Below are 26192 nucleotides of genomic sequence, written 5' to 3'. Positions count from 1 at the left end.
ACATGCTAGATGTACACACTCTGTTAACAACCTTAGCTTCTAGCACAAATCGCTCCTATGCACGCTGGAAGGCCCTACTATCATATCATCCAAGTCAGATGGCTTTGATACTCGAGCAATTGAACGAATCAATCCTTGATTCAATATATGATATTCGAGTCATACGACTCATTGAGCGACGAGCAAAATCTTGTCGTAAAGCAAGTAACAGAGCCTATCTTTTAGAATGGTGCAAAACGCGGCGAGCTCAATTCGAAAATAAAAATGATAACCGACTATTATTAGCACTATCAATATTTATTGGAATTGCGCAATTCTTATCTCTACTCACTTTGCTTATTTCTCTTACCTGTCTTACGGGAACTACAATTGAACTGGGAGATGAACAAATCAGCTTCCTTCTCAGCAATATTTGGGGTTCCTTCTTGACCTTGCGGGTCCTAAATCGTCTACAAAAAAGGAGATGCTCCTTAGACTACGAACCTGTATTTCAGAAGGATTTTAATAGGCATTTGTATATACTAGGAGGCATTATTGCTCTATGTATGATTCCTAGCTTTATAGGTGCATATCTGGATATTTTTGAATACCATGTTTTTAGTCTTACCAGTATCTTTAGAGGATTTGCTTACGCCTTAGCTATCTACTTATTATTCCAAACGACTAAGACCGAGTTTATTCCATCTAAATCTCGTCATAATGTAACGACTATCTATCTGATACTATTTACACTATTCACTTACCTACTTAGTATTTTTGATTATGACTACCGCTTCCTTTTCTTTATTATTCTATGGAATCAGCTGAGTCTACTCTTTAACTATAAATACCTTGGTTCTCCCGAAGTTGAAGAGGTAGTGAAGCCATTACGTTACTTGAATAAGCGAGTACATCCGCTAATTAGCGGTACGTGTCTTTTATTAATCCATTATTCCATCCTGACAGGTTTTCCCATTCAATATGGCTTTTTAGGTCTAACATTCTTTATTGCCTTTATGACTTTCTTAGCCACTTATAACGCAAAACTTTCCCTAGGTGATAATCATTTAAAAGAAGCACTGCGAGATATTCCTAACTTTTACTTTGCAAATCAGATTATCTTTTACCGCCTTCAATACAAAAATAAACTTTCTTTTAAAATCGAAAGATTTCGCTGTGTTCCCAACTATTCCGAACAGAACATACAATCTTGGAACGAACTATATTTATTGATTACCTCTATTGAGCATAACGGTATCTACAAAACGCTATCCTCTCGATATTTCGCTCAAAAAATCCCTTTGTTTATAAATCATTTAAAGAAATGGCAAATTTCCTACTTAGTTGATGATTTAGAATCTCTCCTGCCAGTCCTACAACAAGGAGAAGAAATCGGATGGTCTAAACAAAACCTTAAAAAGTTCCTTTTACTGTATCAGCAGCAGTTACTTCGAGTTGATGATGCCTTTTTACAACAGTCAACACTCATCCAATGGCACCTTTATCAGGAATATCAAAGTTTTGAAGACGCTTTTAAGATATAATATAACACCATCCCAACTTAACTTCTGGGATGGTGTTATTTGTAAACAATACTTATTTACTGTCTGTTGCTTTCCTCCGACGACTAGCAGTTGCTAGGCCGATAAGTCCAAGAAGAGTGAATCCAAGACCATCTACTGCGCCTGTATTTGGCAATTCTTTCTTCTGAGATGCTGCTTGCTTGGAATTTGACTGCTCACTGCTTGGTTTTGATACAAGGGATAAAGGCGTGACAGAGGGACCATAGTTTGGTGTCAGGTATCCCTTAAAGGCGGGACGTGGTTCTGCTTGGACACTTTTTCCCTTAGCAGTAATCAAAGGTAACTGCCCTACTGGTAAGGGCTCCGCTTTGACGCTGTCTCCTTTTGTTGTCACTAGTGGTGGCAGAGGAACTAATGCTTCACGCGCAGCTTTTACCTCTGCTAAATAACCATCTACAAATGCCTGGTTATTTTTACTGAGTTTCCAGTCAATCTTGTCCAAAACCTCTTTTAAGTTTGCTACGCTCTCTGGACTATAATCACTCAAATCAGCAGGAAGCTTACCAATTTCTTCGTGCAAATCAACATAATCAGCTAAAAAGTAAGTTGGATTCGCCATTACAAACTCGTACATGAGGCGATGAACAGAATCATAACTGTATTCTTTGCTTGGATCATCTGCCCAAACAGCAACCATACTACCAATTACCGGTATCTCTGAGTTTTCATTTTTGTGAACAACTTCCAGTGGTGTTGATTCAATTCCACGCAAACCTTGATCAAGATTATACCATCCCCAACCTTCTGCTTCACGTCCAATAACATAGTACCAAGCATCATTGGTATTTAAAATCTTATGGCCTTTGTCAGCAAGAAACTTAGATGAGGCAACGTCATATCCTCCCCAGCCACCAGTCCAGAAAGAAGCAATAATGTCCTTGTCAAAAGTACCTGAACTAGTATCGTGGTTATAATAGATACCGTCATTGAAAGCCATTGGCTCTAAACCATGCTTCTTGACGATAGCCGCTAACTCATTGGCATATTGAATAAATTTGCCATAGTCTCCCTGAGATTGAAGGATGCGCCAGCCCGACGCATTTGTAGCATCATTTGCATATTCGTCCAGACCGATATTGAAAATTTTGGCCTTATCTGAAAAATATCCAGCATATTTATCAATTAATGCTTTGGTAAAAGCAATTGCTTCTTTGTTATTTAAGTCAACTGTTCGCGCAGAAGTTTTACCGTTGTAAGTAAACTTAGGAGATGGGATACCAAGCTCTTCCATGGCTTCTAAAATGGCATCCATGTGTCCCGGGCTATTTACGGCTGGAATCAAACGAACATTACTTGCCTTAGCATAAGCAATCAGTTCGTCCATCTCTGCCTGGGTAAGATGATTTCCATTTGGATCGTTGTAATAATGATTATTTCCATTGATAAGTGCCTGCTTTACCGCATCGCTGGTATAGGTCTTATCACCAACCGTCAATTCCATATCGTCCAATAGGAATCGCATGCCATCATTACCCACCAATAGGTGCAAATCTGTATAACCATAATAAGAAGCCAAATCAACAATCTCTTTTAATTGGTCAACTGAGAAATATTTACGGCCAGCATCTAGAGAAAAAACTTTGGATAAACTTAATTTACGTTCGTCAACAATCGGTTTTTCTGGCTCTGCACTAGGGTCCGCAGCTACAAAGGTAACTTTTGCCAGTTGAACATCGCTAGCAACCACTGCTTTTTCAGCTCCGCTTTCCAATTTATAGGATATACCTGATAATTCTGGAAAGACAATCTTGATATACTTGGTTCCTCTTCGGATGTCTCTAATATCAAATGTCGTACGTGCATAGGCTGGTGTCGCCTCTACAAAATTATCAACTACACTTGTTGTTTCCTTATTCCAAGTTTTCCCATCAACCGATGAATAGACGGTAAAATCAATTGCACCTTCAGCTGCTCCAACCAAGTGTTTACGAATAGATTTTCCTTCCTTGGCCCATGCCTTATCATTGTATACTGCATAATCTTCCAAGGTTTTATAATAGGTTGTAAGATGGAGTGCTCTTGGATCATTCACCTTATAAATGAGTGCATTCTCACCTTGACCATCTGCATATAGACGACTTGTTTCGTAACGTGGTTGCCCTCCATAATAAAAGTTATTTTTATTTTCATGCGCAGCCTGACCGTGTGAAACTGATACTAATTGACCACGTTTCTCACTTGGTTTAATTGTATAGTCACTAGCAGTTGCATCGTCTAGATTATCAAAGTAAACCTTGTCTTGTCCTGCTTTTTGGTAAACGCGTACCCAGTCAATCAGGTATTCACTATCTTGCTTGGTCATATTTTTGCTGTAGTCAACGTCACCAACCCAGCCATCACCAACTTGGGTTTCCAGTATTGGGAACATAGGGCGGGTATGCATACCATCCCTATCCTTACCGCGCATAGTTTGGAAAACAAATTTTCCATCAATATACCATTTGATAACATCTGGAGTCCACTCTACTTCATAGACGTGGAATTCCTGACTCCAGGCCTCATAATTCTTAATTGGTACACCGTGAGATTCCTTATTTTTAGCTAGAATACCAAAATGATTTGTTGTCCATGCCTCCCATGGATTTTGCCCTAGATATTCCAAAACATCAATCTCATCGTGACCAGTCTCATCCTGTGCCAACATCCAAATAGCCGGCCAGATTCCCTTAGAGTCATTTACCTTGGCGCGGACAGCCATCCGACCAAATTGGAAAGAATATTTATCCTTAGATTCTAGACGGCCAGATGACCAGGTTACTTTTTCTGGCAATTTCGTATCATTATAGCGGTCCAAACCAACTGCTTTTATCAGCTCATCTGTCGTATTATGATTGGTAGTGCGAATAGATAAATAGCTCTTGTCTCCTTCTTTTTTAATAGAAACAGCTTTCCGATTGTAGATAGCTGCGTGGTTCCACATGCCATCAATAATCTGCCACTTGCTTTCGTCAATCTTATCTCCGTCAAATTCATCAGACCAGACTAAGGTATCGTAATCAGATTTTGGCGGAAGGTATTCAGGTGCGGCTTCATCATATGATTTTCCATGTCCCATAATTTGGATTTCTGAATAACGGAGTGCTTCTCCGTCAGCAGATTCCCCTGTAAATCGAACGTATCTTGCTTTAGAGCCTTTCGGAACCGCAATCGTCAAAATCTCTCCTTCATTCACAGAAAGATTGCTTGCTTGATAAACTGTTTTATAGGTGTTCCATGCATTGTAATCATCATCTAAATCTACACGAAAATGAGAATAGGTACCTTGAGCTAATTGAACCTTGATTTCCTCGATAGTGTAGACATTTTTAAATTCATACTGGAGATAGGCTCCCATGCCTTTTGATTCCTGAGTAGTATAATTCTCATCAAATTTGCCATCATTAATGGCTTCTGGATTGGTGGGAGCTTTTCCATAAAAATATGGCTTCTTCAATTCGGCAAGATTGATTAGCTCGGTCTGTGGATTTTCGTTTGCGCTTTCGTCTGTTTCAACCTGCGCCAAGACTTCTATCTCGTTGAAAAGAACGCCATTACTATATCCCTTCCAGGAACTGTTTGTATTTTGGATATAATGCCCCCGTCCCCAAATACGCATATAACGTGCATCAAACGGTGACAAGAGTTGAATAACTTGTGGTTTCCCCTTGTTTGTTACTGTCTCTTCTACATCTGCCTGTTCGAAGATGACCCTCGTAGTTTCAGGAGAAAAGTCTTCGCTGGTGGACAACTCGACCTTAACATCTTTAAATGTAGAGATTGCATTTTCATAGGTATTACGGTAAATATTTACAGCATGGACAGGAACTTCCTTTTCAAAGTCATACTGAACATAGACATGATCCCACTGAGAATAGCCATTATCAGCACCTCCCGTTTCTTCACCTGCAATAATTTTTGTATTGTTGCTGGCATCATCTGAACTACCGTAAGCCACACCATCCGTTGCTTTCTCTGGATTTTTTATGGCAACCGAAGGAATGGTCGTCAATTCTGAAGCCATCAAGTGCTGACTGTTGGTAGTCGGCTCTTTTCCTTCTATCACATTTTTCTCAACTACCTTTGGTTCCTCCCGTTTTTCTTCTGGAGTTGAAGGTTCTGTTTCAGTTGATGGAGTAGCTTCCACAAGTGGTTTTGCTTCAATAGTAGGGGGAACATCATTGTTGATTGCTACTGGTTCTCCCTGAGATACCTCCTCTGCTACTGCAGTCTGCCCTGCCCATACCAAAAAACTGGTACAGATAAGAAGCTGACCAAGAATGACTTTTTTCGTAAACTTACTTGTTTCTTTTTTCATTATTTCCTCCTATAAAATCTGCAAGTTTATCCTACCTATAGCCAAAATAAAGCAGTTTGTAAACCTATTTAGTCTCGTATAAGACTCAAAATTCAGTTTACTGGTTGATGTGCAATCGCATTTCTGTCACAAATATAACATGTAAGCGTTTTATTGTAGAATAGTCTAACTTGACTTATTCTATATGCAGATGGGGTCTATTTCTAAAACAGCATATAATAAGTCACACTTTCATATATTTTTGTCCACTTCTTGTAAACAGTGACACATTTCTATCTCATCTTTCAATGATATTCTTCATAAGAAAAGCCCTTAGATATTTCACTAAGAGCTTTTAAACTGTAATTTACTATTCAATACTGATAATGGCTATTCCGCAGCTAGGCGATAGACTGCCTCAGCATAAATATCCATTGTTTTATATAAGTCTTCTAATGGCATGCGTTCATTTTCCTGATGCTCTGTTTGTTCTGTATCTGGGAAACATGCACCAAAGGCTACACAGTTTGGCATAGTACGAGCAAAGGTAGCCCCACCTGACGAGATTGGCTCGCTTGTCAAATCTCCTGTCTTATCTTGATAAACAGACATGAGCGTAGATACCAGTTGACTGTCTAATGGCACATACAAGGAAGCAAGGTAGTCGTACTCTTCATAGGTCAAGCCACATGATTGCGCTTTGGCTTGTAAAGTAGAAACTAGGGCTTCTTTATCCGCAGTGACAGGAATACGAATGTCCAAGCGAATTTCTGATTTTTTTGCGCTAATGGTTAGACCTGCAATATTGAAACTGAGTGTCCCTGATGGTTCATCGGTCACATCACCAAAAAGCTTAAATCCTGTGGCATCTTCACCAACTGCATTGACGATAAAGTCCAAGGCTGGATGATTTTCGAAATGTTCCAAAGCCTTTGCCAAACGAACGATGGCATTGACCCCCTCGGCAGCATCCTTGGCGTGCCGCGAAATACCAAGAACCGTTACTTGATCATCTTTGGTTTCATAATCAAAGCCTAATTGATCTAACTCCGCAATAACTCCGGCTAATAAATGACCAGAATAGCTTGCCTTGGCAGGTACTACGTTATAGGCAGTTCCCGCTTCGATACTCAAACAAGGGTGACCCGGACCATGCAATTTAGCCTGTAGTAATCCTTTTTCAGCATAAGTCAAGGGGAAGGAAGAATCTGGTGCAAAGCCCATAGTTGCTACTTCTTCCAACTGATTGTAGCGGTTCATACACCGCCATAAGGTCTCTTCATCTGTTCCAAAAATGAAACGAATCCGTTTGTTAAATTGGACTCCCGCATCAAGAAGTGCTTTTACTGCAAATAAGGCCGCCATCGAAGGACCTTTATCATCCTGAACCCCGCGTCCAATAATATAATCTCCCTCTACCACAGCCTCAAAAGGCGGCGTCTGCCATTGACTAAGATCACCAGCAGGTACCACATCTAAGTGGCAAAGGATTGCTAATAATTCTTCGCCTTGCCCAATTTCAGCATAGCCATAATAGCCAGCAGGGTCTAAATAAGTTTTAAAACCCATTTTTTCCGTCAAAGCCAACGTGTGCTCCAGAACATCCTGAATCGCTTGACCAAATGGCGTATCTGCCTGATGTTCTTGCAAAACAGAAGGAAAAGCAACCAGTTCTTGGATGGCTTGAATACATGCCTCCTGATGCGATGACTGAATAAAACTTGTTCTCATTGTGTCCCCTTTCAACATAATAAGATATGATATATTTTCTAGCACTATTCTATCATAAAAGGAAAAACTGAGCCAAATTTTATCTGTATTCATGATAAAATCTGACCCAGAATTTCGATTAGAAGAATGTCGCAATGACCAAAATAGCTATGGAGGCAATCATGATGCCTACGATTAACTTACCTACAAATTTATACCAAGTACCAATTTCAACACGACCAAGTGCCAAGGCTCCCATTACAATACCTGATGTTGGAGCCACCAAGTTCAAGAGACCTGATGCAGCTTGGAAAGCTGTGATAACCAAGCTCGCTGGTACATTTACAAATTCACCAAGAGGTGCCATGATACCCATAGAAGCCCCTGCAAGACCTGATGAAGATGGAATCAAGAAGGACATTGGTAGGTAGAAGAGATAGGTCAAAATGATGAATACTTGTGAAGACAAACCTTGCAATCCTTCTTCACCCATGTGGAGAATAGTGGCAGTAATCATACCATCGTTCATGATGACTTGAATACCACGCGCGATAGCACAAATCAAAGCTACGCTGAAAATATCAGCCGCACCGAACATGAAGGATTTTACCAAACGTTCTTCACTCATACCATAAACTAAACCAACTACAATCCCTGCGATACCAAAGAGCATTGCTCCTTCTGGGAAGTACCAAGTACCAAGAGCAGCTGTTGAAGAACCAATCACTTGACCGATGAATGGAAGACCAATCAACCAATCATTAAATTGTGTAAAGATAGTCACACCCAAATCTTCCCATGGAATAAAGCTACAAATCATGAGAACAAATGTTAGTACAAACACCCAGAGAACACGTTTTTGAGCTGGTGATAATTCTGCATTCACTTCTTGAGTTGCTGCGACATTAAAGTGTTGCATATCTGCTTCACGCTGTTTGTAAACCAAGGACTTAGTCGGATCGTTTTTCACTTTCTCAGCATAGTTGGCTACAAAGAGAACCCCCATCAAGAGAATGACAACGAAGAAGACCAAGCGCCAAATCATACCATCCGCAACACTTACACCTGCTGCGTCAGAGGCTACAACTGTCGCAAATGGGTTTACAGTAGAAGCCAAACAGCCGATTTGAGAACCTAGCAAGATGATAGCTACACCAGTAATACTATCAAAACCAACCGCCATCATAACAGGAACAAGGAGCGGGAAGAAAGCCATTGTTTCTTCACCCATACCATAGGTTGAGCCTCCCAAGGCAAACAAAGGCATGAGGATGTAAATCAACATTTTTTCACGACCTTTGAAGCGTTTTACAATAGAAGCAATCCCTACATCAAGTGCACCTGTTTCGTTAACTACACCAAGAAAGGCCCCAACCATGATGATGAAGAATGCTACGTTAATCGCTGCTTCAGTCGCACCGTGACCAAGCATGGCACGAACTGGAGCCATAAAAACATCGTAAATCCCTTGTGGATTTTGAGCAACCTTCTCATAGGTACCAGCCACCAAATGTCCAGCTTCATCCACCTGATACTGACCAGCTGGAATAATCCATGTCATCACTGCCATAAAGGCAATAATGAGCATCAATATTGTATAAGACGAAGGCAATTTAAAGCCTTTTTTCACTTTTTCGCTCATCGCAAAAACCTCCTATAATATTTTGAAAGTTTATCCCCTATTTAAGGGAAATTGTATCCGTAATAACCGTATCAAATATCCACCTATCTTCAAGAGATGTCTATCTCCTTCAGTCTATTATCTGAAATCATTGCTTATAGATAGATACTTGATAGGAAATGGATGAGAGGGGAGGGAGCTTAGAAGACCAGACCTTCATGTTTAGATTAAAGGGAACCCTTGTGGGACTATCAACACTTTCACTCCCCTAACTCCATCAATAAATAACCCGTCTAGTTTAAAAACTATATTTGCATGCAGAGTACATCCATAAATAGAAGCCTCAACGATACATACAGCTGCTTAGCCTTTGACAATGATAGTGCCGCTATCGGATTCAATCAAAGCGCCTAAGTTTTCTAATGAGGTAATGACTGCTTTTGATTGCGGCTTATTGTTTACAAAAGCAATAGCTGCTTCAACTTTCGGTAGCATGGAACCTGGTGCGAATTGATTTTGTTTGATATATTCTTCCAATTCAGCCACAGTAACTGTTTCTAATTTTTCTTGGTCTGGTTTGTTGTAGTTAACAAAGACATAGTCTACACCGGTCAAGACGATAAACAAGTCTGCGTCAACCAATTCTGCCAAACATTGAGAAGCAAAGTCCTTATCGATAACTGCTTCCACACCGGTCAGGGTGCCATCTGCTTCTTGGACAACTGGAATACCTCCGCCTCCAGCAGCTACGACTACCTCACCTGCATTGAGAAGGGTACGAATGGTACCAATTTCTTTGATTCCTACAGGTTTTGGCGAAGCAACAACTTTGCGCCAGCCACGACCGGCATCTTCTTTGAAGGTTGCACCAGTCTTTTCTGCTTCTGCTTTCGCTTCTTCTTCTGTATAGAATGGTCCAATCGGCTTGGTCAAATTTTCGAAGGCGGGATCATTCTTATCCACGATAACCTGGGTCACAACAGATGCTACATCTTTTTCAATGCCTTCCTTGTGCAATTCATTTTCCAAGGCATTTTGCAACCAGAAACCAATCGAACCTTCTGTCATGGCTACCAAACTGTCTAGTGGAAAAGCTGGGTTCTTTTCCGAATCAGCAGCAAGGTTTTGAAGAAGTAAGTTTCCAACCTGAGGACCATTACCATGCGTGATAATAAGGTCATCCCCATTTTTTATCAATTTTACAAGGTGCTTGGCTGTTTGTACCAAGGCCTCTTTTTGTGCTTTAGCCGATGGGTCGGACGATAAAATGGCATTGCCACCCAAGGCTACTACAATTTTACGATTTGCCATATCTCTTGCTTTTTCCTCACTTTCGCGAAATAGTAATCGCTTACACATCTATCCTCAAAATAAGGGGGCTGGGTGCCAGCCCCCGGAGGTTGCGATGACTAGAGAATATACTCAATGAAAATCAAAATCAGACTTGCTCCAAAGGTTCGGGGAACCTTTGGAGGTTGGAAATAAAGCGAGCGAAGTTCGTTTCGACATATGAAGATAGAACTCCGTTCCTTTTATACTTCAAGGGAACAGGCTGAAAACCTCCACTGGAGCTTTTCAGTCATCAAATCGAGGCAACAACGTATGAGTTTGATTTTCGAAGAGTATTACACACGTGGAACAAATGGATCCCCCAAAGTAGCAGCCATAACCGCTTTAATAGTGTGCATACGGTTTTCAGCTTGGTCGAAGTGACGAGCATACTTGCTACGGAATACTTCGTCTGTTACTTCCATTTCTTCTACGCCAAATTTTTCAGCGACATCTTTACCATAAACAGTGTTTGTATCATGGAAGGCAGGTAAGCAGTGCAAGAAGATGAGATTTTCATTTTCTGCTTTTTTCACCAATTCCATATTCACTTGGTATGGTTTCAAGAGGGCAACGCGTTCTGCAAATTTGTCTTCCTCACCCATTGATACCCAAACGTCTGTATAGAGAACATCTGCGCCTTTGACTGCTTCGTCAGCATTGTCAGTAATGAGAACACGTGCTCCACTTTCTTTCGCAAAACCTTCAGCCAAGGCAACTACTTCTTCTTCTGGGAAGAGTTCTTTTGGAGAGAAGATATGGACATTGACACCAAGGATAGCGCCCGTTACCAAAAGTGAGTTAGCAACGTTGTTACGGCCATCACCACAGTAAACCAAAGTCAAACCTTCCAACTTGCCAAAGTTTTCTTTGACAGTCAAGTAGTCAGCCAACATTTGAGTTGGGTGCCATGCATCTGTCAAACCATTCCATACTGGCACACCAGAGAATTCTGCCAATTCTTCCACCATTTTTTGACTGAAACCACGGAATTCAATACCGTCGAACATGCGTCCCAAAACTTTAGCAGTATCTTCTGTAGATTCTTTCTTACCAAGTTGGATATCATTTGCACCAAGATATTCTGGATGGGCACCAAGGTCAATAGATGCTACTGTGAAGGCAGCACGAGTACGAGTGGATGTTTTTTCAAACAAGAGGGCAATATTTTTACCTTCCAAATAACGGTGTGGAATATTGCGTTTTTTCAAATCTTTCAAATGAGCTGAGAAATCAATCAACCATTCCAATTCTGCGCGTGTGAAATCTTTCTCTGCAAGGAAATGTCTGCCTTTAAATACGTTTGTCATTGTCTCTTCTCCTAATGTTTAAATAAATTTTGTCAATGTCTGGCACCATTCTCCATCTTCTTGATAAACTTCAGAAGTTGCTTGGTAGCCGACTGACTCATAAAAAGTCTTTGCGGTTAACTCCGAATGTATATCCAACTGATGAAAGCCTGTTTCACGTGCATAAGCTTCCAAAGAGCTGATAATCATTTTTCCATAGCCTTTTCCACGAAAATTCGGTAGAGTGGCTATTCGGGTTAGACGAGCTTGACCAGGACCGACAGGAAGAAAACGTCCCGTTGAAACAGGCTCCTCACCAATAAAGAGATTGGCGTAAACTCTTCCTTCAATATCATTCTGGTCAAATTCATCTTCCTTTGCAATGCCACGCTCAAGAACAAATACCTTATAGCGGACATAGATAGAGGCTGCACGTTGCCATTCTTCCGAACCGATAGTTGTTCGTTCTATACTTGGCATTAGATGTCTTCCCGTTCAAACGGCATTGACATACAACGAGGTCCACCACGACCGCGAACCAATTCGCTTCCGCCAATCTTAATCAAACGAAGCCCTTTGGACTCGAGGATTGCATTGGTAATCGTATTGCGTTTGTAAACAACTACCACACCTGGTGCAATGGTCAATGTATTTGAACCATCATTCCATTGCTCACGACCAGCAGCAACCATATCACCGCCACCACAACGGATCAATTCTACTTTTTCAAGACCAAGGTTCGCAGCCAAAAGTTCTGCCAAGTCACCATGTTCTTCTTCAATATGAAGTGTATCATTTTCATAGGTTACAGAGAAGACACGAAGGTCACCTTCAATTTCTGGGTGGATAGTAAACTTATCATAGTCAACCATGGTAAATACCGTATCCAAATGCATGAATTTACGGTTGTTAGCAAATTCGAATGCCAATACTTTCTTGAAGCCAACATGCTGTTCAAAGATATTTACCAATAGTTTTTCAATTGATGCAGCATCGGTACGTTGTGAAATACCTACTGCCAAAACATCTTTTGAAAGAACCAATTCGTCCCCACCCTCGATACGAGTAGTTTCTTCACGATTGTAAACCAATGGAACTTTTCCACCATATTCTGGGTGATGAGTGAAGATATATTTACCATACAAGGTTTCACGGTTACGTGTTTCTGAATACATGTGGTTAAGAGAAACAGCATTACCAATCGTAGCAAATGGATCCCGTGTGAAGTAAAGGTTTGGCATTGGGTCTATTGCAAATGGGTAAGAGGATTCAACCAAATCTGTCAAACCTTTTTCTTCAGAAGGGATTTCTGGCAATTCTGCCTTTTGAACACCGGCCATCGTTTTCTCAACCAGTTCTTGATTATCTTCAATAGACATCAACAGCTTACGAATTGCCTTTTTAGTTGCCCGACCACGAATGTTAGCTTCTTCAAGATATTCATCGATAAACTGTTCACGAATTTCAGGTGTAACAAGTGACTCAGCAGCCAATTTTTCCAAGTAGAGCACTTCTACACCTTCATCACGAAGAGCTTGAGCAAAAGCATCATGCTCTTTCTGTGCATCTTCTAAGAACGGAATATCATCGAAGAGTAGGCGTTCTAGATAGTCAGGCATGAGGTTTTCAATTTCCTTACCTGGTCTGTGTAACATAACTTTTTTCAGCTTACCAATTTCTGAAAAGACATGAATTGGATGGTTTGACATGATCTGTCCTCCTTGTAGATTTATACATGATGGGAAACGAGGAGGACCGTACGCTTTCCTGCCTCTCATTTCCTCTTTACATCCATAGTTTAACAGAGCAAAAAAACAAAAACTTGAAAACGCTCACATTCATTTTGAGAAATTCTTCACATTTTTAACCTTATTTATAAATAATTATCGATTATATCGCCTATATTCTGCATAATTCTTTCCGTTATATCATTATATGAATTTTTATTTTTTTATAAAAAAACAGAAACTTCAATGAGTTTCTGTCAAATTTTCTAAGAAATAATCAATATCTAAATAAGTTAACTGTTTATGACTATAAGCAATTTTACCATCCTGTTTCAGTTGCTTCAAAACATGGCTAACTGTTTCCCGTGTCGTAGCTGCTAAACGCGAAATCTCTTGAATATGAATTTCAAATGGCAAGGTAGCAAACTGATCGCGCTGGCACATATCCCAATAAAGAAGAGCCAAGGCTTGGACGACTCGATCTGATGCCTTGGAACGCATCGCATTTCGCAAGCGCAACTCTTGAAAACGAAGCACTTTGGATAATTTTTGACAGATATAAGTCATTTGACTAGGATTTATCTTCGACAAGGTTTCAAACAAGACCATCGGCACAATAAAATACTCTAGGTCCGTTATGGCAATGGCAGTATAATGGTAAGGTTTGTCCTGAAACATATCCCCAAAAGGAAAGGCACCACCCTGCCGAATATAGTCTAAATACGTAAAACTATCCGTCTCATCATATTGCTCAATCCGAGCATAGCCCTTATACAATACAAATAGATAATCTCTAGGATCCTCTGCGTAAAAAAAGATTTGTCCCTTAGGAATCTTTCGAAAACGAATATGCTTAGCTAATTGATCAAAGCTATCACGTGTCAAACGTTCAAAAGTTGGATGTGCCCTTAGATAATCATATTGTTCGTTGCTTATCATCAAAACTCCTTTCTAGCTAAAGTATCCTTCTATCTATTTTAACATATATTAACGTTCTATGCTAATCATTACTGAAAAATTCATAAAACAGGATCATTCCTGTGAAGAGGAATGCTATCACAGTTAATACAAAAAACTGGTCCTCTCGAACCAGTCTTAGTCTCGTCGAATGAATGAACTTTCAGACAAGGAACTGAGGTGCAAGCAATACTAGAGTACGGCAAGCCGAAAGTAACGATGTATCAAAGTTAATTCAAAAGACTGTAGCATTCTATGTATACCTATCTATTCAGTCAATTCATCCGCAATCTTATTGATTTTCCGCAAACGATGGTTGACACCACTTTTAGTGATTGGTACCGTTAGACTATCCGCCAATTGCTGAATGGAATAGTCTGGATGTTGAATTCGCAACTGGGCAATCTCCTGCAAGTCACCTGACAACTGATCTAGACCGATAGTATCCATAATTTTGATAATATTATTAATTGTTTTCATACTAGCATTGACCGTCTTTGCAATATTAGCAGCTTCCGCATTGGTAGCTCGATTTAGATCATTTCGAGCCTCACGAAGCAATTTAACATTCTCAAATTCTGTCTTTGCCTCTTCTGCTCCAATCACCAAAAGAAAATCCATAATGTCCTCTGCACGTTGCAGATAGGTAATAGTTCCCTTACTTCGCTCAATGACTTTGGCATCCAAAAGAAATTTCTGCATCAGATTGGCCAGGTCATTGGCATGGTCACTATAGACAGAAGCTATTTCAAGCTGGTATTTCCCTTTTTCAGGATCTTTAACAGAGCCTGCCGCTAAAAATGCTCCACGAAGATAGGCTTGACTCCACGAATCATTTTCCAAAACCAAGGGAGAAATCCCCGTCTCTAATCCAAAGAAGCTATCAGCCAAATACAAATCATTCAATATCTCATTCACGCCGTCTTCTATCAAAACTGCATACACACGATTCTTTTTGAGATTAGGTTTTTGATGATGGCGAATCTCAGCCTTAATCTGGTAGAAATGAAGTAACAGTTCATAAATGTGACGGGCAATCTTTGCATTTTCCGTGCTGATAGAAAGAGTCAAACCTGATGAAGCTAAGCCCAAACTACCTGATAATTTGATAATAGCAGATAGCTCGCTCTTATTTTGGCTAGACTGAAGCAGCAATTCTTCCTTTACTTGTACTGTAAAACTCATGACCGCACCTGCAAAATCTTGAGCAACTCTTCTACCACCAAGTCACCATCATGGAAAGCTCCGCCATTTTCCAAGCGAAGAAAATTCGAAGAAATCACACGATTAGCCTGTTTTTGCAAACCTGCAAAATCGTGTTTTACCTGTACCAAGTATTCATCAAACTGATTACTATTCATATACTCTTGTGGAACTGGCTCAATATTGACCAAAACTGTATCAATGAATTGTTCAGCTAGGTGAGCATTGAGAACCGCCACATGGTCCGCATCTGAGAAAAACTCAGTCTCTCCCCGTTGGGTCATAATGTTGCACACATAGGTCACTTCAGCCTTGGTTTCTTTTAGGGCTTTGCCAATGTCAGAAATCATCAGATTCGGCAAGATTGAGGTAAAAAGAGAACCCGGTCCAAGTACAATCATGTCACTTTCCATAATCGTTTCAACTACTTGGCGACTGGCTTTCGGTTCATCATCGTTATAAGAATTTGTCACATAGACATGATCAATCATCCCATTATGCTTGGAAATCTTGCTCTCACCTGCTACCTCGGTCCCATCTGTAAAAATAGCATGAAGGGTCAAGGCCTGTTCGCTAGATGGATAAATCCGCCCTGTCGTATGGAAAAAGCGCGTCAACAACCTCATCGCATTGTAGGTTGAACCCTGCATTTCTGAAATACCAGCAATGATGAGATTGCCTAGCGGATGACCAGCCAAGGGACCATCTGAATCCGCAAAACGATACTGGAAAATTTGTTCATAAAGTTTGGGCATATCCGACATAGCCAAAAGGACATTACGCAAATCACCTGGAGGGGTCACCTGCAAAGCCTGACGAATTTCCCCCGAAGATCCTCCGTCATCAGCTACCGTCACGATAGCGGTAATCTCTACATCCTTATCCCGCAAACTCTTCAAGATGACTGGAATACCAGTCCCGCCCCCGATAACTGTAATCTTTGGTTTTCTCATGAGCGGTTGACCGTCTCCTTCCGTCTGTCCTTATCACGATGACTACGATTGACATTCCAATTTTTCTCTAAATCGTCTGCCAAACGTTTAGCAAAGGCTACGCTTCTATGCTGACCACCCGTACATCCAACGGCAATCGTTAGAACTGATTTTCCTTCCTTCTGATAACCAGGAAGAATCGGTTCTATCAAGCCGAGCAAATGACTATAAAACTCTTCCGATTCTTGATGCTCCATGACATAGTCAAATACAGGCTGATCTAGTCCTGTAAGATTCCGTAATTCTAACTTGTAGTAGGGATTTGGTAGGAACCGAACGTCAAAAACCAGGTCTGCATCCAGAGGTAGCCCATATTTGAAACCAAAGGACATCACTTCTATGCGAAACGACGGTTGATTATCTTGACTAGCAAACTGCTCCGAGATTTCCTTACGCAGATTACGAGGAGTCAGCTCTGTCGTATCAATAACATTTTGACTCATATTTTTCAAGGGAGCCAAAAGTTCACGTTCTAGCTGAATCCCGTCCAAAACACGACCATCAGCCGCCAAAGGATGGGAACGACGAGTTTCTTTATAGCGAGCAACCAATTCACTATCCGTCGCATCCAAGAATAGGACTTTAAAATCTAAATCCTCTGCCCCCTCAATCTCATCCAACACCTCTCGAATCTCCGAGAAGAAGGAGCGACTCCGCATATCTACAACAAGAGCAATCTTATTGTTATCCTGACTATGGCGAATCAACTCTAAAAACTTCGGCAAGAGAGTCGGTGGCATATTATCAATGGTAAAATAACCCAAGTCTTCAAAAGACTGAATGGCTACCGTCTTACCAGCTCCAGACATCCCTGTCACAATCACTAAATGGAGTTTGTCCGACATGACATTCCCTCCTTTTCTCTTCTAATCAATAACTGCAATAACTTCAATCTCAACCTTAACATCACGTGGCAAGCGAGCAACTTCCACCGCTGAACGAGCTGGAAAATCTGCTGAGAAAGCTGTTTTATAAACTTCATTAAAGGCTACAAAATCATTCATATCTTTTAGGAAACAAGTCGTCTTCACCACATGGTCAAAGTCTGTTCCTGCTTCTGTTAAAATTGCTGCGATATTTTTCAAGACTTGCTCAGTCTGCTCCTGAATGGTTTCACCAACCACTTCACCAGTTTCAGGTGACAAAGGAACTTGACCAGAGGCAAATAGGAAATTTCCAACAACCTTCCCTTGAACGTATGGACCAATTGCTGCAGGTGCCTTATCTGTGTGAATGGTTTTCATATCTCTATCTCCTTTTAATTTTTTATATCTATTATAGCACAAGTTCTGTATAAAACAGCTCACCTACTACTATCCTACACCTATTTTCTTTTATAAAAAAGGAATTGAGATAGTATCACCAACATGAAATAAGGCAATATATAATCTATTTCTAAAACTACCTGCTTATACCAAAAAACTAGCCTACTCAGCCAGTTTTCTTGTTTTTACATAAAATCTCCAAGTCAGAAAAATCGCTCGCAGTAGCAGGTCAATCAAAAGCGACAGCCAGACGCCGGCAATTCCTAAACCGAACATCTGACCTAAGACGATAACACCTAAGACGCGCAGCCCCCACATCCCAACCACTGTGGAATAGAGAGGCGACTTGGTATCCCCCAAGCCCTGCAGTGCGCCAGCCATGATTAAAGAAACCGCAAGGCCTGGCTGGTTGAAAGCATCAATACGTAAGGCTGTGACAACTTGTTTGACGGCTTCTAGGTCTTTGGTAAATAGTAGAGCAAAACTTGGAGCTCCGAAAAATAAGATGGTACCGAGCAGGGACATGATGGTAACACCATAGGCAGAGCTGTGAAATGCGACCCGTCTAACTGTGAGGATGTCCCCCTTTCCCAAGGCTTGACCAATCAAAACCGCTGCCGCTGTCGCAAGACCATAGGCTGGCATATAGGTAAAACTCTCGATATTGCCTGCAATCATGTGAGAAGCATAGATAGTCGTCCCCAGCCCCACAATCAAACTGAAATAGACCACCTGTCCCAATCGCATAACCAAGCGTTCGGTTGCTGCAGGTAGGGTCAAATCCACCATTTCCTTAGGACTTCCCAAGTGGAACAATTGTTTGAAATCAACTGCCAAGTTAGTCTGCTGCACCTTGCGGTAAAGCAAGACGGTACCAAGCAAGCGAGCTAAGACGGTTCCCAAGGCTGTCCCTACAATCCCCAAACCTGACCAAGAGCCAATACCAAAAATCAAGAAATAGTCCAAAACCACATTAAAACCATTGGTCAGTAAGCTCATTTTCATAGGAGATACTGTATCACCAGATGCCCGCAAGATTGTTCCCAAAATGGTCATCAGAGCTTGGAAAATCGTCAAACCACCAACCCAGTAAAAAAATGCCTGGGCGCCAGCCAAACTCTCCGCATCTGCCCCCATCAAAACCAGCATCTGCCGCCCAAAAATAAGGGATAGTAACCCCAATATCAGACCTACACCTACTGAAAGCACTAAGGCTTGACGGACATGAAAGATAAGAGATTCCCTATCTCCTGCTCCAATAGACCGAGCAATCAAAGCTGTTGCCCCAACTCCCAAAGCCATATATACCGCCAAATAGACATTGAGAATCGTATTGGCCAAACCCACTGCCGTCACCGCTACCAGCCCCAGTTGTGCAATCAAGAGGGTATCCACAAAACCAACCAAGGTCTGAAAGATATTTTCCACCGTAGCAGGCAAGGCCAAACGAATAATTTCTTTTCCTAAACTTTCTTGCTTCATTTTCCTCTCCATAACTTTATTTAGAACAATTATAAATAAATACCGGTTAAAAAGCAAGAAAACAGGGAATGGGGAAGAACTCGATAAGTCAAAAAGGAGTTCGTCTCCCCACCCCCGCACAGCTCCAAAGGTTCGGGGAACCTTTGGAGGTTGGAGATAAGGCGAACTCCGTTCGCTTCAGTCGTATAAGGAAGATTTGGAGTGGAAAACACGAATTGCTGAGATTTGCTTCGCAAATCTTATCTCCAACCTTTAACAGTCCACTGGACTGTTAAACCCAATCAACCACTGCGCTGAGATGTTGACACGAGCTCTGAGAAGTGCACCGATACCGAGCCTAGTTTCCTAAGGCTTCACTTTTTATAGATTTCTTTCCGGTACCCGATTTCAAGGGCTAGGATGACCATTTTGTTATCAATAATATCGCAAATCACACGGTAATTTCCCACACGATACCGCCACAGGCCCTTATAATCTCCAACCAAGGCCTTGCCAAACTGTCTTGGATTTTCCAAACCGTCCAAACGTTTTTTCAAATCCTTAGCAAGCATCATCCCCACATGCCTGTCCATTTTTTTCAACTGTTTCAAAGCATCATCGCTGAGAACAAGTTTATAAGCCATCTTCTAACTCCGCAAGAACATCATCAATCGAGTGTGTAACAGGATTTTCTTGGAATTTCTTCAAAGCCTTGATACCAATTTCATAGTCCAACTGGTCTTCTATCTGTTCAGCAAGTGCAGTTTTAAATAACTCAGACAGGCTTTTTCCTGTATGAATGGCATAGCTTCTGAAGATTTCTTCTTCTGCATCGTTTAACCGCAAGGATACAATTCCCATCATTCCACCTACTTTCTTCTTGTAATACATTGTATAACAATTCGTTCAAAATATCAATTGACACCAGAAAAACAGACCACGTTTGTAGTCTGTAAGTGAATATTTACTTCGCAGTCTTTCAGTTTACTTTTAGTACTAGGCAACGAGCTGCAGGCTGTACTAAGGTACGGCAAAGCGAGTTAACGACGTAATAAAAGAAAAACTGAACGACTGTATTACGGATGCAAGCGATGCAACATACGTGGGAACGGAATGGCTTCACGGATGTGTTTTGTACCAGCGACAAAGGTTACCATACGTTCAATACCGATACCGAAACCACCGTGTGGCACAGATCCGTATTTACGGAGGTCAAGGTAGAATTCGTATTCTGACTTGTCCATGCCGAGCTCGTCCATCTTGGCTACCAAGGCATCGTAATTGTCCTCACGCATAGAACCACCGATGATTTCACCGTAGCCTTCTGGCGCCAAAAGGTCCGCACAGAGCACGCGCTCTGGATTACCAGGAACTGGTTTCATGTAGAAGGCCTTGAAGCTTGCTGGATAGTTAACAACGAAAGTCGGTACACCAAAGTAGTTTGAAATCCAAGTTTCATGTGGCGAACCAAAATCATCCCCATGCTCGATGTGTTCGTAGTCCGTATCTTCATCAGCCTCATGCTCTTGCAAAAGGGTAATGGCATCATCATAAGCCACACGTTTAAATGGTTCTGCAATATAGCGTTTGAGAGCATCCACATCACGCTCAAGAGTTTCCAAGGCTTGTGGAGCACGGTCGATAACACCTTGAATCAAGGCTTTGACATAAGCTTCTTGCAAATCAAGTGACTCTTCATGGCTGAGGAAGGAATACTCGGCATCCATCATCCAAAACTCAGTCAAGTGACGGCGAGTTTTTGATTTTTCCGCACGGAAAACAGGTCCGAAGTCGAAAACACGACCAAGTGCCATAGCACCAGCTTCAAGGTAAAGCTGACCTGATTGGCTGAGGTAGGCAGGTTGACCAAAGTAGTCCGTTTCAAACAATTCTGTCGAATCTTCTGCAGCATTTCCTGACAAGATTGGGCTATCAAACTTGATAAAGCCATTCTTTTCAAAGAATTCATAGGTCGCATAAATGATCGCATTACGGATTTGCTGAATAGCGACCTGCTTACGCGAACGCAACCAGAGATGACGGTTGTCCATAAGGAAGTCCGTTCCGTGTTCTTTTGGTGTGATTGGGTAATCTTGTGACTCACCAATGACTTCAAGGTCTGTCACATCCAACTCGTAGCCAAACTTAGAACGCTCGTCTTCCTTGACAATACCTGTCACATAGACAGACGTTTCTTGGCTGAGGCGTTTTGCTACATCGAACTTTTCCGCACCAGCTTCTTCGCCGAATTTTTCAATGAAGTTTGGCTTGAAAGCAACTGCTTGGAAGAAGGCTGTTCCGTCACGCAATTGCAGGAAGGCTAACTTGCCCTTGCCAGACTTGTTGGCAACCCAGGCACCAATGGTCACTTCTTGACCGACATAATCTTTTACTTGGTTGATGGTAATCAATTTTCTAGACATTATTTTTCCTCTTTTTATTTTTTCATAAATGTGTGTAATCGAGCCACTGCTTCTTTGAGCGTGTCCATATCTGTCGCATAGCTGAGGCGGATATTCTCAGGAGCTCCAAAACCAGCACCTGTCACCATTGCGACTCCCACTTCTTCCAAAATGGCTGTGGTAAATTCAGTCACATCTGTGTAGCCCTTCATTTCCATAGCCTTTTTGACATTTGGGAAGAGATAAAAGGCACCTTCTGGCTTAATCACTTCAAAACCAGGCACTTCTGCCAGCAATGGATAAATGGTATTGAGCCGCTCTTCGAAGGCCAGACGCATGGTTTCTACTGTATCTTGCGGACCTGTAAAGGCCTCAATAGCCGCATACTGAGCAACTGCTGTCAGGTTTGAAGTCGTTTGTCCGATAATCTTGCTCATGGCCGCAATGATTTCAGGATTGCCAACGGCAAAGCCAACCCGCCAACCTGTCATGGCATAGGCCTTGGCCACCCCATTGACAACAATAGTTTGCTGGCGAATGCTTTCTGAAATGCTTGAAATCGGTGTGAAGGTATTTCCATTATAGACCAAACGACCGTAAATATCGTCTGCCAAGATGAGAATATCGTGCTCTACAGCCCAGTTTCCAATAGCTTCCAATTCCTCACGACTGTAAATCATGCCAGTCGGATTAGAAGGGCTATTGAGCAAGAGAACCTTGGTCTTATCCGTACGAGCCGCTTCCAGCTGGTCAACCGTTACCTTGAAATTGTGCTCTTCTGTCGCAGTGACAAAGACAGGCACCCCATCATTCATCTTGATTTGATCTGCATAAGAAACCCAGTAAGGTGTCGGAATAATCACCTCATCACCAGGATTGATGACCGCCGCAAAGAAGGCATAAAGAACAAACTTAGCACCTGTCGCAAGCACGACTTGATTGCGTTCGATAGAGTAGCCATAGAAGTTCTCAAAGTAGGTATTGACTGCGTCCTTCAATTCTGGAAGTCCTGAAGCTACCGTGTAAAAACTCGCCTTACCATCTTCGATAGACTTAATTGCAGCTTCTTGAATATTTTTCGGTGTGACGAAGTCTGGCTCACCCAAGGTCAGCTCTAAAATATCACGTCCTTCTGCCTTCAAGGCTTTTGCACGCGCACCTGCTGCCAGAGTTACACTTTCTTCCATCTCTAAGACTCTTCTTGATAACTTGCTCATAAGCCCTCCCGTTTGATAAAGTTCCCTGTTTCAAATTCAACTAAATAGTAGGCAGTACCTGACTTGACTTCCCAAATCGGCTTCGCATCTCTGTAGCCAAGAACCGATTTTTCTATCTCTCCAGCACCATTCTCTGTAGCGACTGCCTGCGCTTCTTCCTTAGAAATACCATTCGCCATTGGATAAATGTACACAGTATTTGTCTCTTCAGGAATGATCACTGCAATCATTTCTCCCTGACTCGTCTTTCCTTGCACGCTAAAGTATGTTTCTGCCCCATTATAGATAGAGACATCATCAATAACCTCTATATCCGCATAGTCTCGAGCTACAGAAATAGCGTGATTCTGTACATCAGAAAAAGGCTTAGCTGCAAGGTCCCAAATAACGAATATCGAAAAAGTCATAACACTTAGGAGTATAAAGGAACCAGCTATCAGCTGTCCCTTCTTCGTTGCCAATACTTCCAAAAGTTGAAAAATCTTTTTTTCCATAGTAGTCCTATTATACTACAAGTTAAAGCATATTTCCATTTTTTCCGTAATTGAATTGTGAATAAACTTTCATTCTCCTTCAGACAGAGAACGAATATAAGAACTGGGACCCACAGTTCAGCTCTTCCATGCTATAAAAATACTTTACCTATGAATATAGGATCTAACTTTGCTATAAAAATACTTTACCTATGAATATAGGATCTAACTTTTTTTGCTTGATAACCGAACTATTTATTGCTAAAATATTCTCATGAGAACTGTTGAACAATCTTTAAATGAGAACAAGCATGCACTTCACAGTCTAGTCGTCTTTCGCAGAGCAGCTAATACTATCGCAAAATCAGAATTAGAAACAATCAAAAAATACGGACTGACAGTTTGTCAGTTTGGAGTGATGGAGGCACTCTACAACAAAGGAAATCTGCGGATTCAAGACTTAATTGATAAATTATTAAGTACATCTGGCAACATGACTGTCGTTATAAAAAACATGATTCGAGATGGCTATATCTACAAGACGATCGATACAAATGACCGTCGTGCTTCCTTGATTGCTCTCACTCCACTTGGACGCGAAACCATTGAAAAAATCCTTCCAGAGCATTATGATCACGTTGGAGAGATTTTTTCTGTCCTTAGTTCAGAAGAACAAGACCAATTAGCCGAGATACTTAAAAAATTCAAGAATCAGCAGACCTAGAATTGCCAACAAAAGACAAATACGATATACTAAATTCATGTTTTTATGAAAAGGAGGCCATCATGGCAAACGTATTGTTTTTAGTTGGTTCACTACGTGACGGTTCTTTTAACCATCAAATGGCAAAAAAAGCCGAAGCGTTCTTGGCTGATAAGGCTCAAGTATCTTACATTGATCTTGCAAAAATTCCCCTATTCAACCAAGACATCGAGACACCTATCCTTCCTGAAATTGCAGAGCTACGTGCACAAGTAGACGCTGCGGATGCTATCTGGATTTTCTCACCAGTATATAACTATGCAATCCCAGGCATCGTAAAAAATGCTCTCGATTGGCTCAGTCGTTCGCTCGATTTATCCAATCCAAAAGGACCATCTATCCTACAAGATAAAATCACAACTGTCTCTGCAGTCGCAAACAGTGGTCACGACCACCTATTCAAAGACTTCCAACACCTTCTTCCATTTATCCGTACTCAGATTGCTGGTGAATTTACAGGTTCAACCATCAATCCAGAAGCATGGGGAACAGGTGTATTGGAGTTATCTGACGAAACTCTAACAAAACTCGAACAACAAGCAGCTGACCTGTTGGCAGCAATTCAATAGTCAAAAAAACCAGAATTTCTGGTTTTTTTTGATTAACATTTTAAGAGTATTCCGACTTCTGCCAAGAATCAATTACTACTTTGATGACTTCTCAAAATCATTCCCCGACTTCACTTCTAACACACTGCAAGGCTGCTCCGATGACTTGGTGCATATCGTAGTAACGATAATGACCAAGACGCCCACCGAATATAACATTCTCTTGCTGTTCTGCGAGACGCTTATAAGCAGTATAGAGTTTGTTGTTACGATCATTGTTCACTGGATAATACGGCTCATCGCCTCGTTTCCAGGTCTTCGAATACTCACGTGTAACAATGGTTTTCGTTTGTGTACCAAATTCGAAATGTTTGTGTTCGATGATGCGAGTAAATGGCGTTTCACTATCTGTGTAGTTGACAACTGCATTCCCTTGATAGTTTTCCATATCCAATACTTCTGTCTCAAATCGAAGGCTACGATATTCCAATTCACCAAGTTGGTAATCAAAGAACTCGTCAATCATTCCTGTAAAGACAATCTTCGGATAGGTAGCTAAATAGTCTTCCTTATTGGCAAAGAAATCAACATTTGTCTCAACATCAATATTCTCATGTTCCAACATTTTTTCAACAATCTGCGTGTAACCGCCGATTGGAATACCTTGGTAGCTATCGTTGAAATAGTTATTATCAAAAGTCAAACGCACGGGTAAACGACGGATGATAAAGGCAGGTAACTCCGTACATGGTTTTTCCCATTGTTTCTCGGTATATGACTTGATCAATTTTTCATAGATGTCTGTACCAACTAGTGAGATGGCTTGTTCTTCCAAGTTCTCAGGCGTTTTTCCTCCCAAAACAGCTCGTTGCTCTGCAATCTTCGCTTCTGCTTCAGCAGGGGTCACCACGCCCCACAGTTTATTGAAGGTATTCATGTTGAATGGAAGATTGTAGATTTCACCTTTGTAGTTGGCGACTGGTGTATTTGTATAGCGGTTGAACTCCGCAAACTGATTCACATAATCCCAAATTTCTTTTTCAGAAGTATGGAAAATATGTGCGCCATATTCATGGACTTGAATACCTTCTACTTCTTTTGTATAGATGTTACCTGCAATGTGGTCTCGTTTTTCGATAACCTTTATTTTTTTACCCTTTTTAGCTGCCTCATGAGCAAAGACTGCACCGAACAGACCCGCTCCAACAACTAGATAATCGTATTTTTTCATATTGTTTTTACATTTAACTTTCTAAGGAAGTCAATTCTCCAAATCTTTTACTAGACTATCATTTACACCATCGTCTCATAACCAATAAAGAATGAGTTGTGATAATCTCTTCCCTAAAACCTTTCACTTAAAGCTTGCAATATCCAATATTATAACAGACAATACAACC

22 protein-coding genes are annotated in these 26192 nt (G+C 41.2%); 3 read left to right on the top strand and 19 right to left on the bottom strand.

Translation table 11 applies throughout. The features are described 5' to 3' along the window. Positions 1–2 precede the first annotated feature (2 nt). Entirely contained in the window at positions 3–1523 is a 1521-nt protein-coding gene (locus ODU41_RS03000) for a hypothetical protein (RefSeq protein WP_105138723.1), read from the top strand. 52 nt (positions 1524–1575) lie between these two features. On the opposite strand, the gene ODU41_RS02995 is transcribed toward ODU41_RS03000, so the two are convergent. From ODU41_RS02995 to ODU41_RS02910, 18 genes are all read right to left on the bottom strand, one after another. Further along, positions 1576–5856, bottom strand: coding sequence for a family 16 glycosylhydrolase (locus ODU41_RS02995; protein ID WP_398578632.1), 4281 nt, complete (start codon positions 5854–5856; stop codon positions 1576–1578). A gap of 369 nt (positions 5857–6225) precedes the next feature. Beyond that, the gene (locus tag ODU41_RS02990) at positions 6226–7566 is read right to left on the bottom strand and encodes a dipeptidase (protein ID WP_014636894.1); all 1341 of its coding nucleotides are present in this window, start codon (positions 7564–7566) and stop codon (positions 6226–6228) included. Between the two features lie 118 nt (positions 7567–7684). After that, positions 7685–9187 carry a YfcC family protein gene (locus tag ODU41_RS02985; protein WP_024411618.1) on the bottom strand — a complete coding sequence of 501 codons (1503 nt, stop codon included), beginning with the start codon at positions 9185–9187 and terminating at the stop codon, positions 7685–7687. A gap of 342 nt (positions 9188–9529) precedes the next feature. Further along, positions 9530–10477, bottom strand: coding sequence for a carbamate kinase (gene arcC / locus ODU41_RS02980; protein ID WP_009909634.1), 948 nt, complete (start codon positions 10475–10477; stop codon positions 9530–9532). A 314-nt stretch (positions 10478–10791) separates the two neighbouring features. Continuing rightward, the gene (gene argF, locus ODU41_RS02975; RefSeq protein WP_011922164.1) at positions 10792–11805 is read right to left on the bottom strand and encodes an ornithine carbamoyltransferase; all 1014 of its coding nucleotides are present in this window, start codon (positions 11803–11805) and stop codon (positions 10792–10794) included. 18 nt (positions 11806–11823) lie between these two features. Beyond that, complete coding sequence (locus ODU41_RS02970; RefSeq protein WP_044760898.1) at positions 11824–12264, bottom strand: GNAT family N-acetyltransferase; 441 nt, start codon at positions 12262–12264, stop codon at positions 11824–11826. After that, positions 12264–13493 (bottom strand): arginine deiminase, encoded by a 1230-nt coding sequence (gene arcA / locus ODU41_RS02965; protein ID WP_014736009.1) that lies wholly within the window; start codon positions 13491–13493, stop codon positions 12264–12266. The genes ODU41_RS02970 and arcA overlap by 1 nt, the downstream gene beginning before the upstream one ends. Positions 13494–13754: 261 nt before the next feature. Next, positions 13755–14450 carry a Crp/Fnr family transcriptional regulator gene (locus ODU41_RS02960; RefSeq protein WP_024414617.1) on the bottom strand — a complete coding sequence of 232 codons (696 nt, stop codon included), beginning with the start codon at positions 14448–14450 and terminating at the stop codon, positions 13755–13757. Between the two features lie 285 nt (positions 14451–14735). Then, on the bottom strand, positions 14736–15653 hold the full coding sequence (gene whiA / locus ODU41_RS02955; protein ID WP_029171851.1) for a DNA-binding protein WhiA: 918 nt from the start codon (positions 15651–15653) through the stop codon (positions 14736–14738). Further along, positions 15650–16624 carry a YvcK family protein gene (locus tag ODU41_RS02950; RefSeq protein ID WP_024400159.1) on the bottom strand — a complete coding sequence of 325 codons (975 nt, stop codon included), beginning with the start codon at positions 16622–16624 and terminating at the stop codon, positions 15650–15652. The genes whiA and ODU41_RS02950 overlap by 4 nt, the downstream gene beginning before the upstream one ends. Further along, positions 16621–17508, bottom strand: a complete 888-nt coding sequence (rapZ, locus tag ODU41_RS02945; protein ID WP_024412169.1) for an RNase adapter RapZ — start codon at positions 17506–17508, stop codon at positions 16621–16623. The genes ODU41_RS02950 and rapZ overlap by 4 nt, the downstream gene beginning before the upstream one ends. Before the next feature lie 21 nt (positions 17509–17529). Next, a complete protein-coding gene (locus tag ODU41_RS02940) occupies positions 17530–17907 on the bottom strand; it encodes a RidA family protein (RefSeq protein ID WP_029171852.1) in 378 nt (125 codons plus the stop codon). Positions 17908–18090: 183 nt separating this feature from the next. Then, the gene (locus ODU41_RS02935; RefSeq protein WP_398578631.1) at positions 18091–19410 is read right to left on the bottom strand and encodes an MATE family efflux transporter; all 1320 of its coding nucleotides are present in this window, start codon (positions 19408–19410) and stop codon (positions 18091–18093) included. A 353-nt stretch (positions 19411–19763) separates the two neighbouring features. Then, positions 19764–20033 (bottom strand): type II toxin-antitoxin system RelE/ParE family toxin, encoded by a 270-nt coding sequence (locus ODU41_RS02930; RefSeq protein WP_024385504.1) that lies wholly within the window; start codon positions 20031–20033, stop codon positions 19764–19766. Beyond that, positions 20023–20250, bottom strand: a complete 228-nt coding sequence (gene relB / locus ODU41_RS02925; protein ID WP_002938604.1) for a type II toxin-antitoxin system RelB family antitoxin — start codon at positions 20248–20250, stop codon at positions 20023–20025. Before relB ends, ODU41_RS02930 begins: the two co-directional genes overlap by 11 nt. Positions 20251–20465: 215 nt before the next feature. Then, on the bottom strand, positions 20466–21812 hold the full coding sequence (asnS, locus tag ODU41_RS02920; protein ID WP_014638198.1) for an asparagine--tRNA ligase: 1347 nt from the start codon (positions 21810–21812) through the stop codon (positions 20466–20468). A 14-nt stretch (positions 21813–21826) separates the two neighbouring features. Further along, positions 21827–23008: a pyridoxal phosphate-dependent aminotransferase gene (locus ODU41_RS02915; RefSeq protein WP_398578630.1), complete on the bottom strand. Its 1182-nt coding sequence runs from the start codon at positions 23006–23008 to the stop codon at positions 21827–21829. Further along, entirely contained in the window at positions 23005–23502 is a 498-nt protein-coding gene (locus tag ODU41_RS02910; RefSeq protein WP_105134088.1) for a DUF5590 domain-containing protein, read from the bottom strand. The genes ODU41_RS02915 and ODU41_RS02910 overlap by 4 nt, the downstream gene beginning before the upstream one ends. Positions 23503–23755: 253 nt before the next feature. Between ODU41_RS02910 and ODU41_RS02905 the strand changes: the two genes are divergently transcribed. After that, positions 23756–24205 (top strand): MarR family winged helix-turn-helix transcriptional regulator, encoded by a 450-nt coding sequence (locus tag ODU41_RS02905; RefSeq protein WP_009909619.1) that lies wholly within the window; start codon positions 23756–23758, stop codon positions 24203–24205. A gap of 62 nt (positions 24206–24267) precedes the next feature. After that, positions 24268–24813, top strand: a complete 546-nt coding sequence (locus tag ODU41_RS02900) for an NADPH-dependent FMN reductase (protein WP_002941732.1) — start codon at positions 24268–24270, stop codon at positions 24811–24813. Between the two features lie 97 nt (positions 24814–24910). On the opposite strand, the gene glf is transcribed toward ODU41_RS02900, so the two are convergent. Next, positions 24911–26023: a UDP-galactopyranose mutase gene (gene glf, locus ODU41_RS02895; protein ID WP_105141390.1), complete on the bottom strand. Its 1113-nt coding sequence runs from the start codon at positions 26021–26023 to the stop codon at positions 24911–24913. Positions 26024–26192: the final 169 nt, after the last annotated feature.

Origin of the sequence: Streptococcus sp. 2022WUSS083, assembly GCF_044427155.1 — a bacterium.
GTDB classification, from domain to species: domain Bacteria; phylum Bacillota; class Bacilli; order Lactobacillales; family Streptococcaceae; genus Streptococcus; species Streptococcus hashimotonensis.
This window is presented reverse-complemented; position numbering and strand designations above follow the sequence as displayed.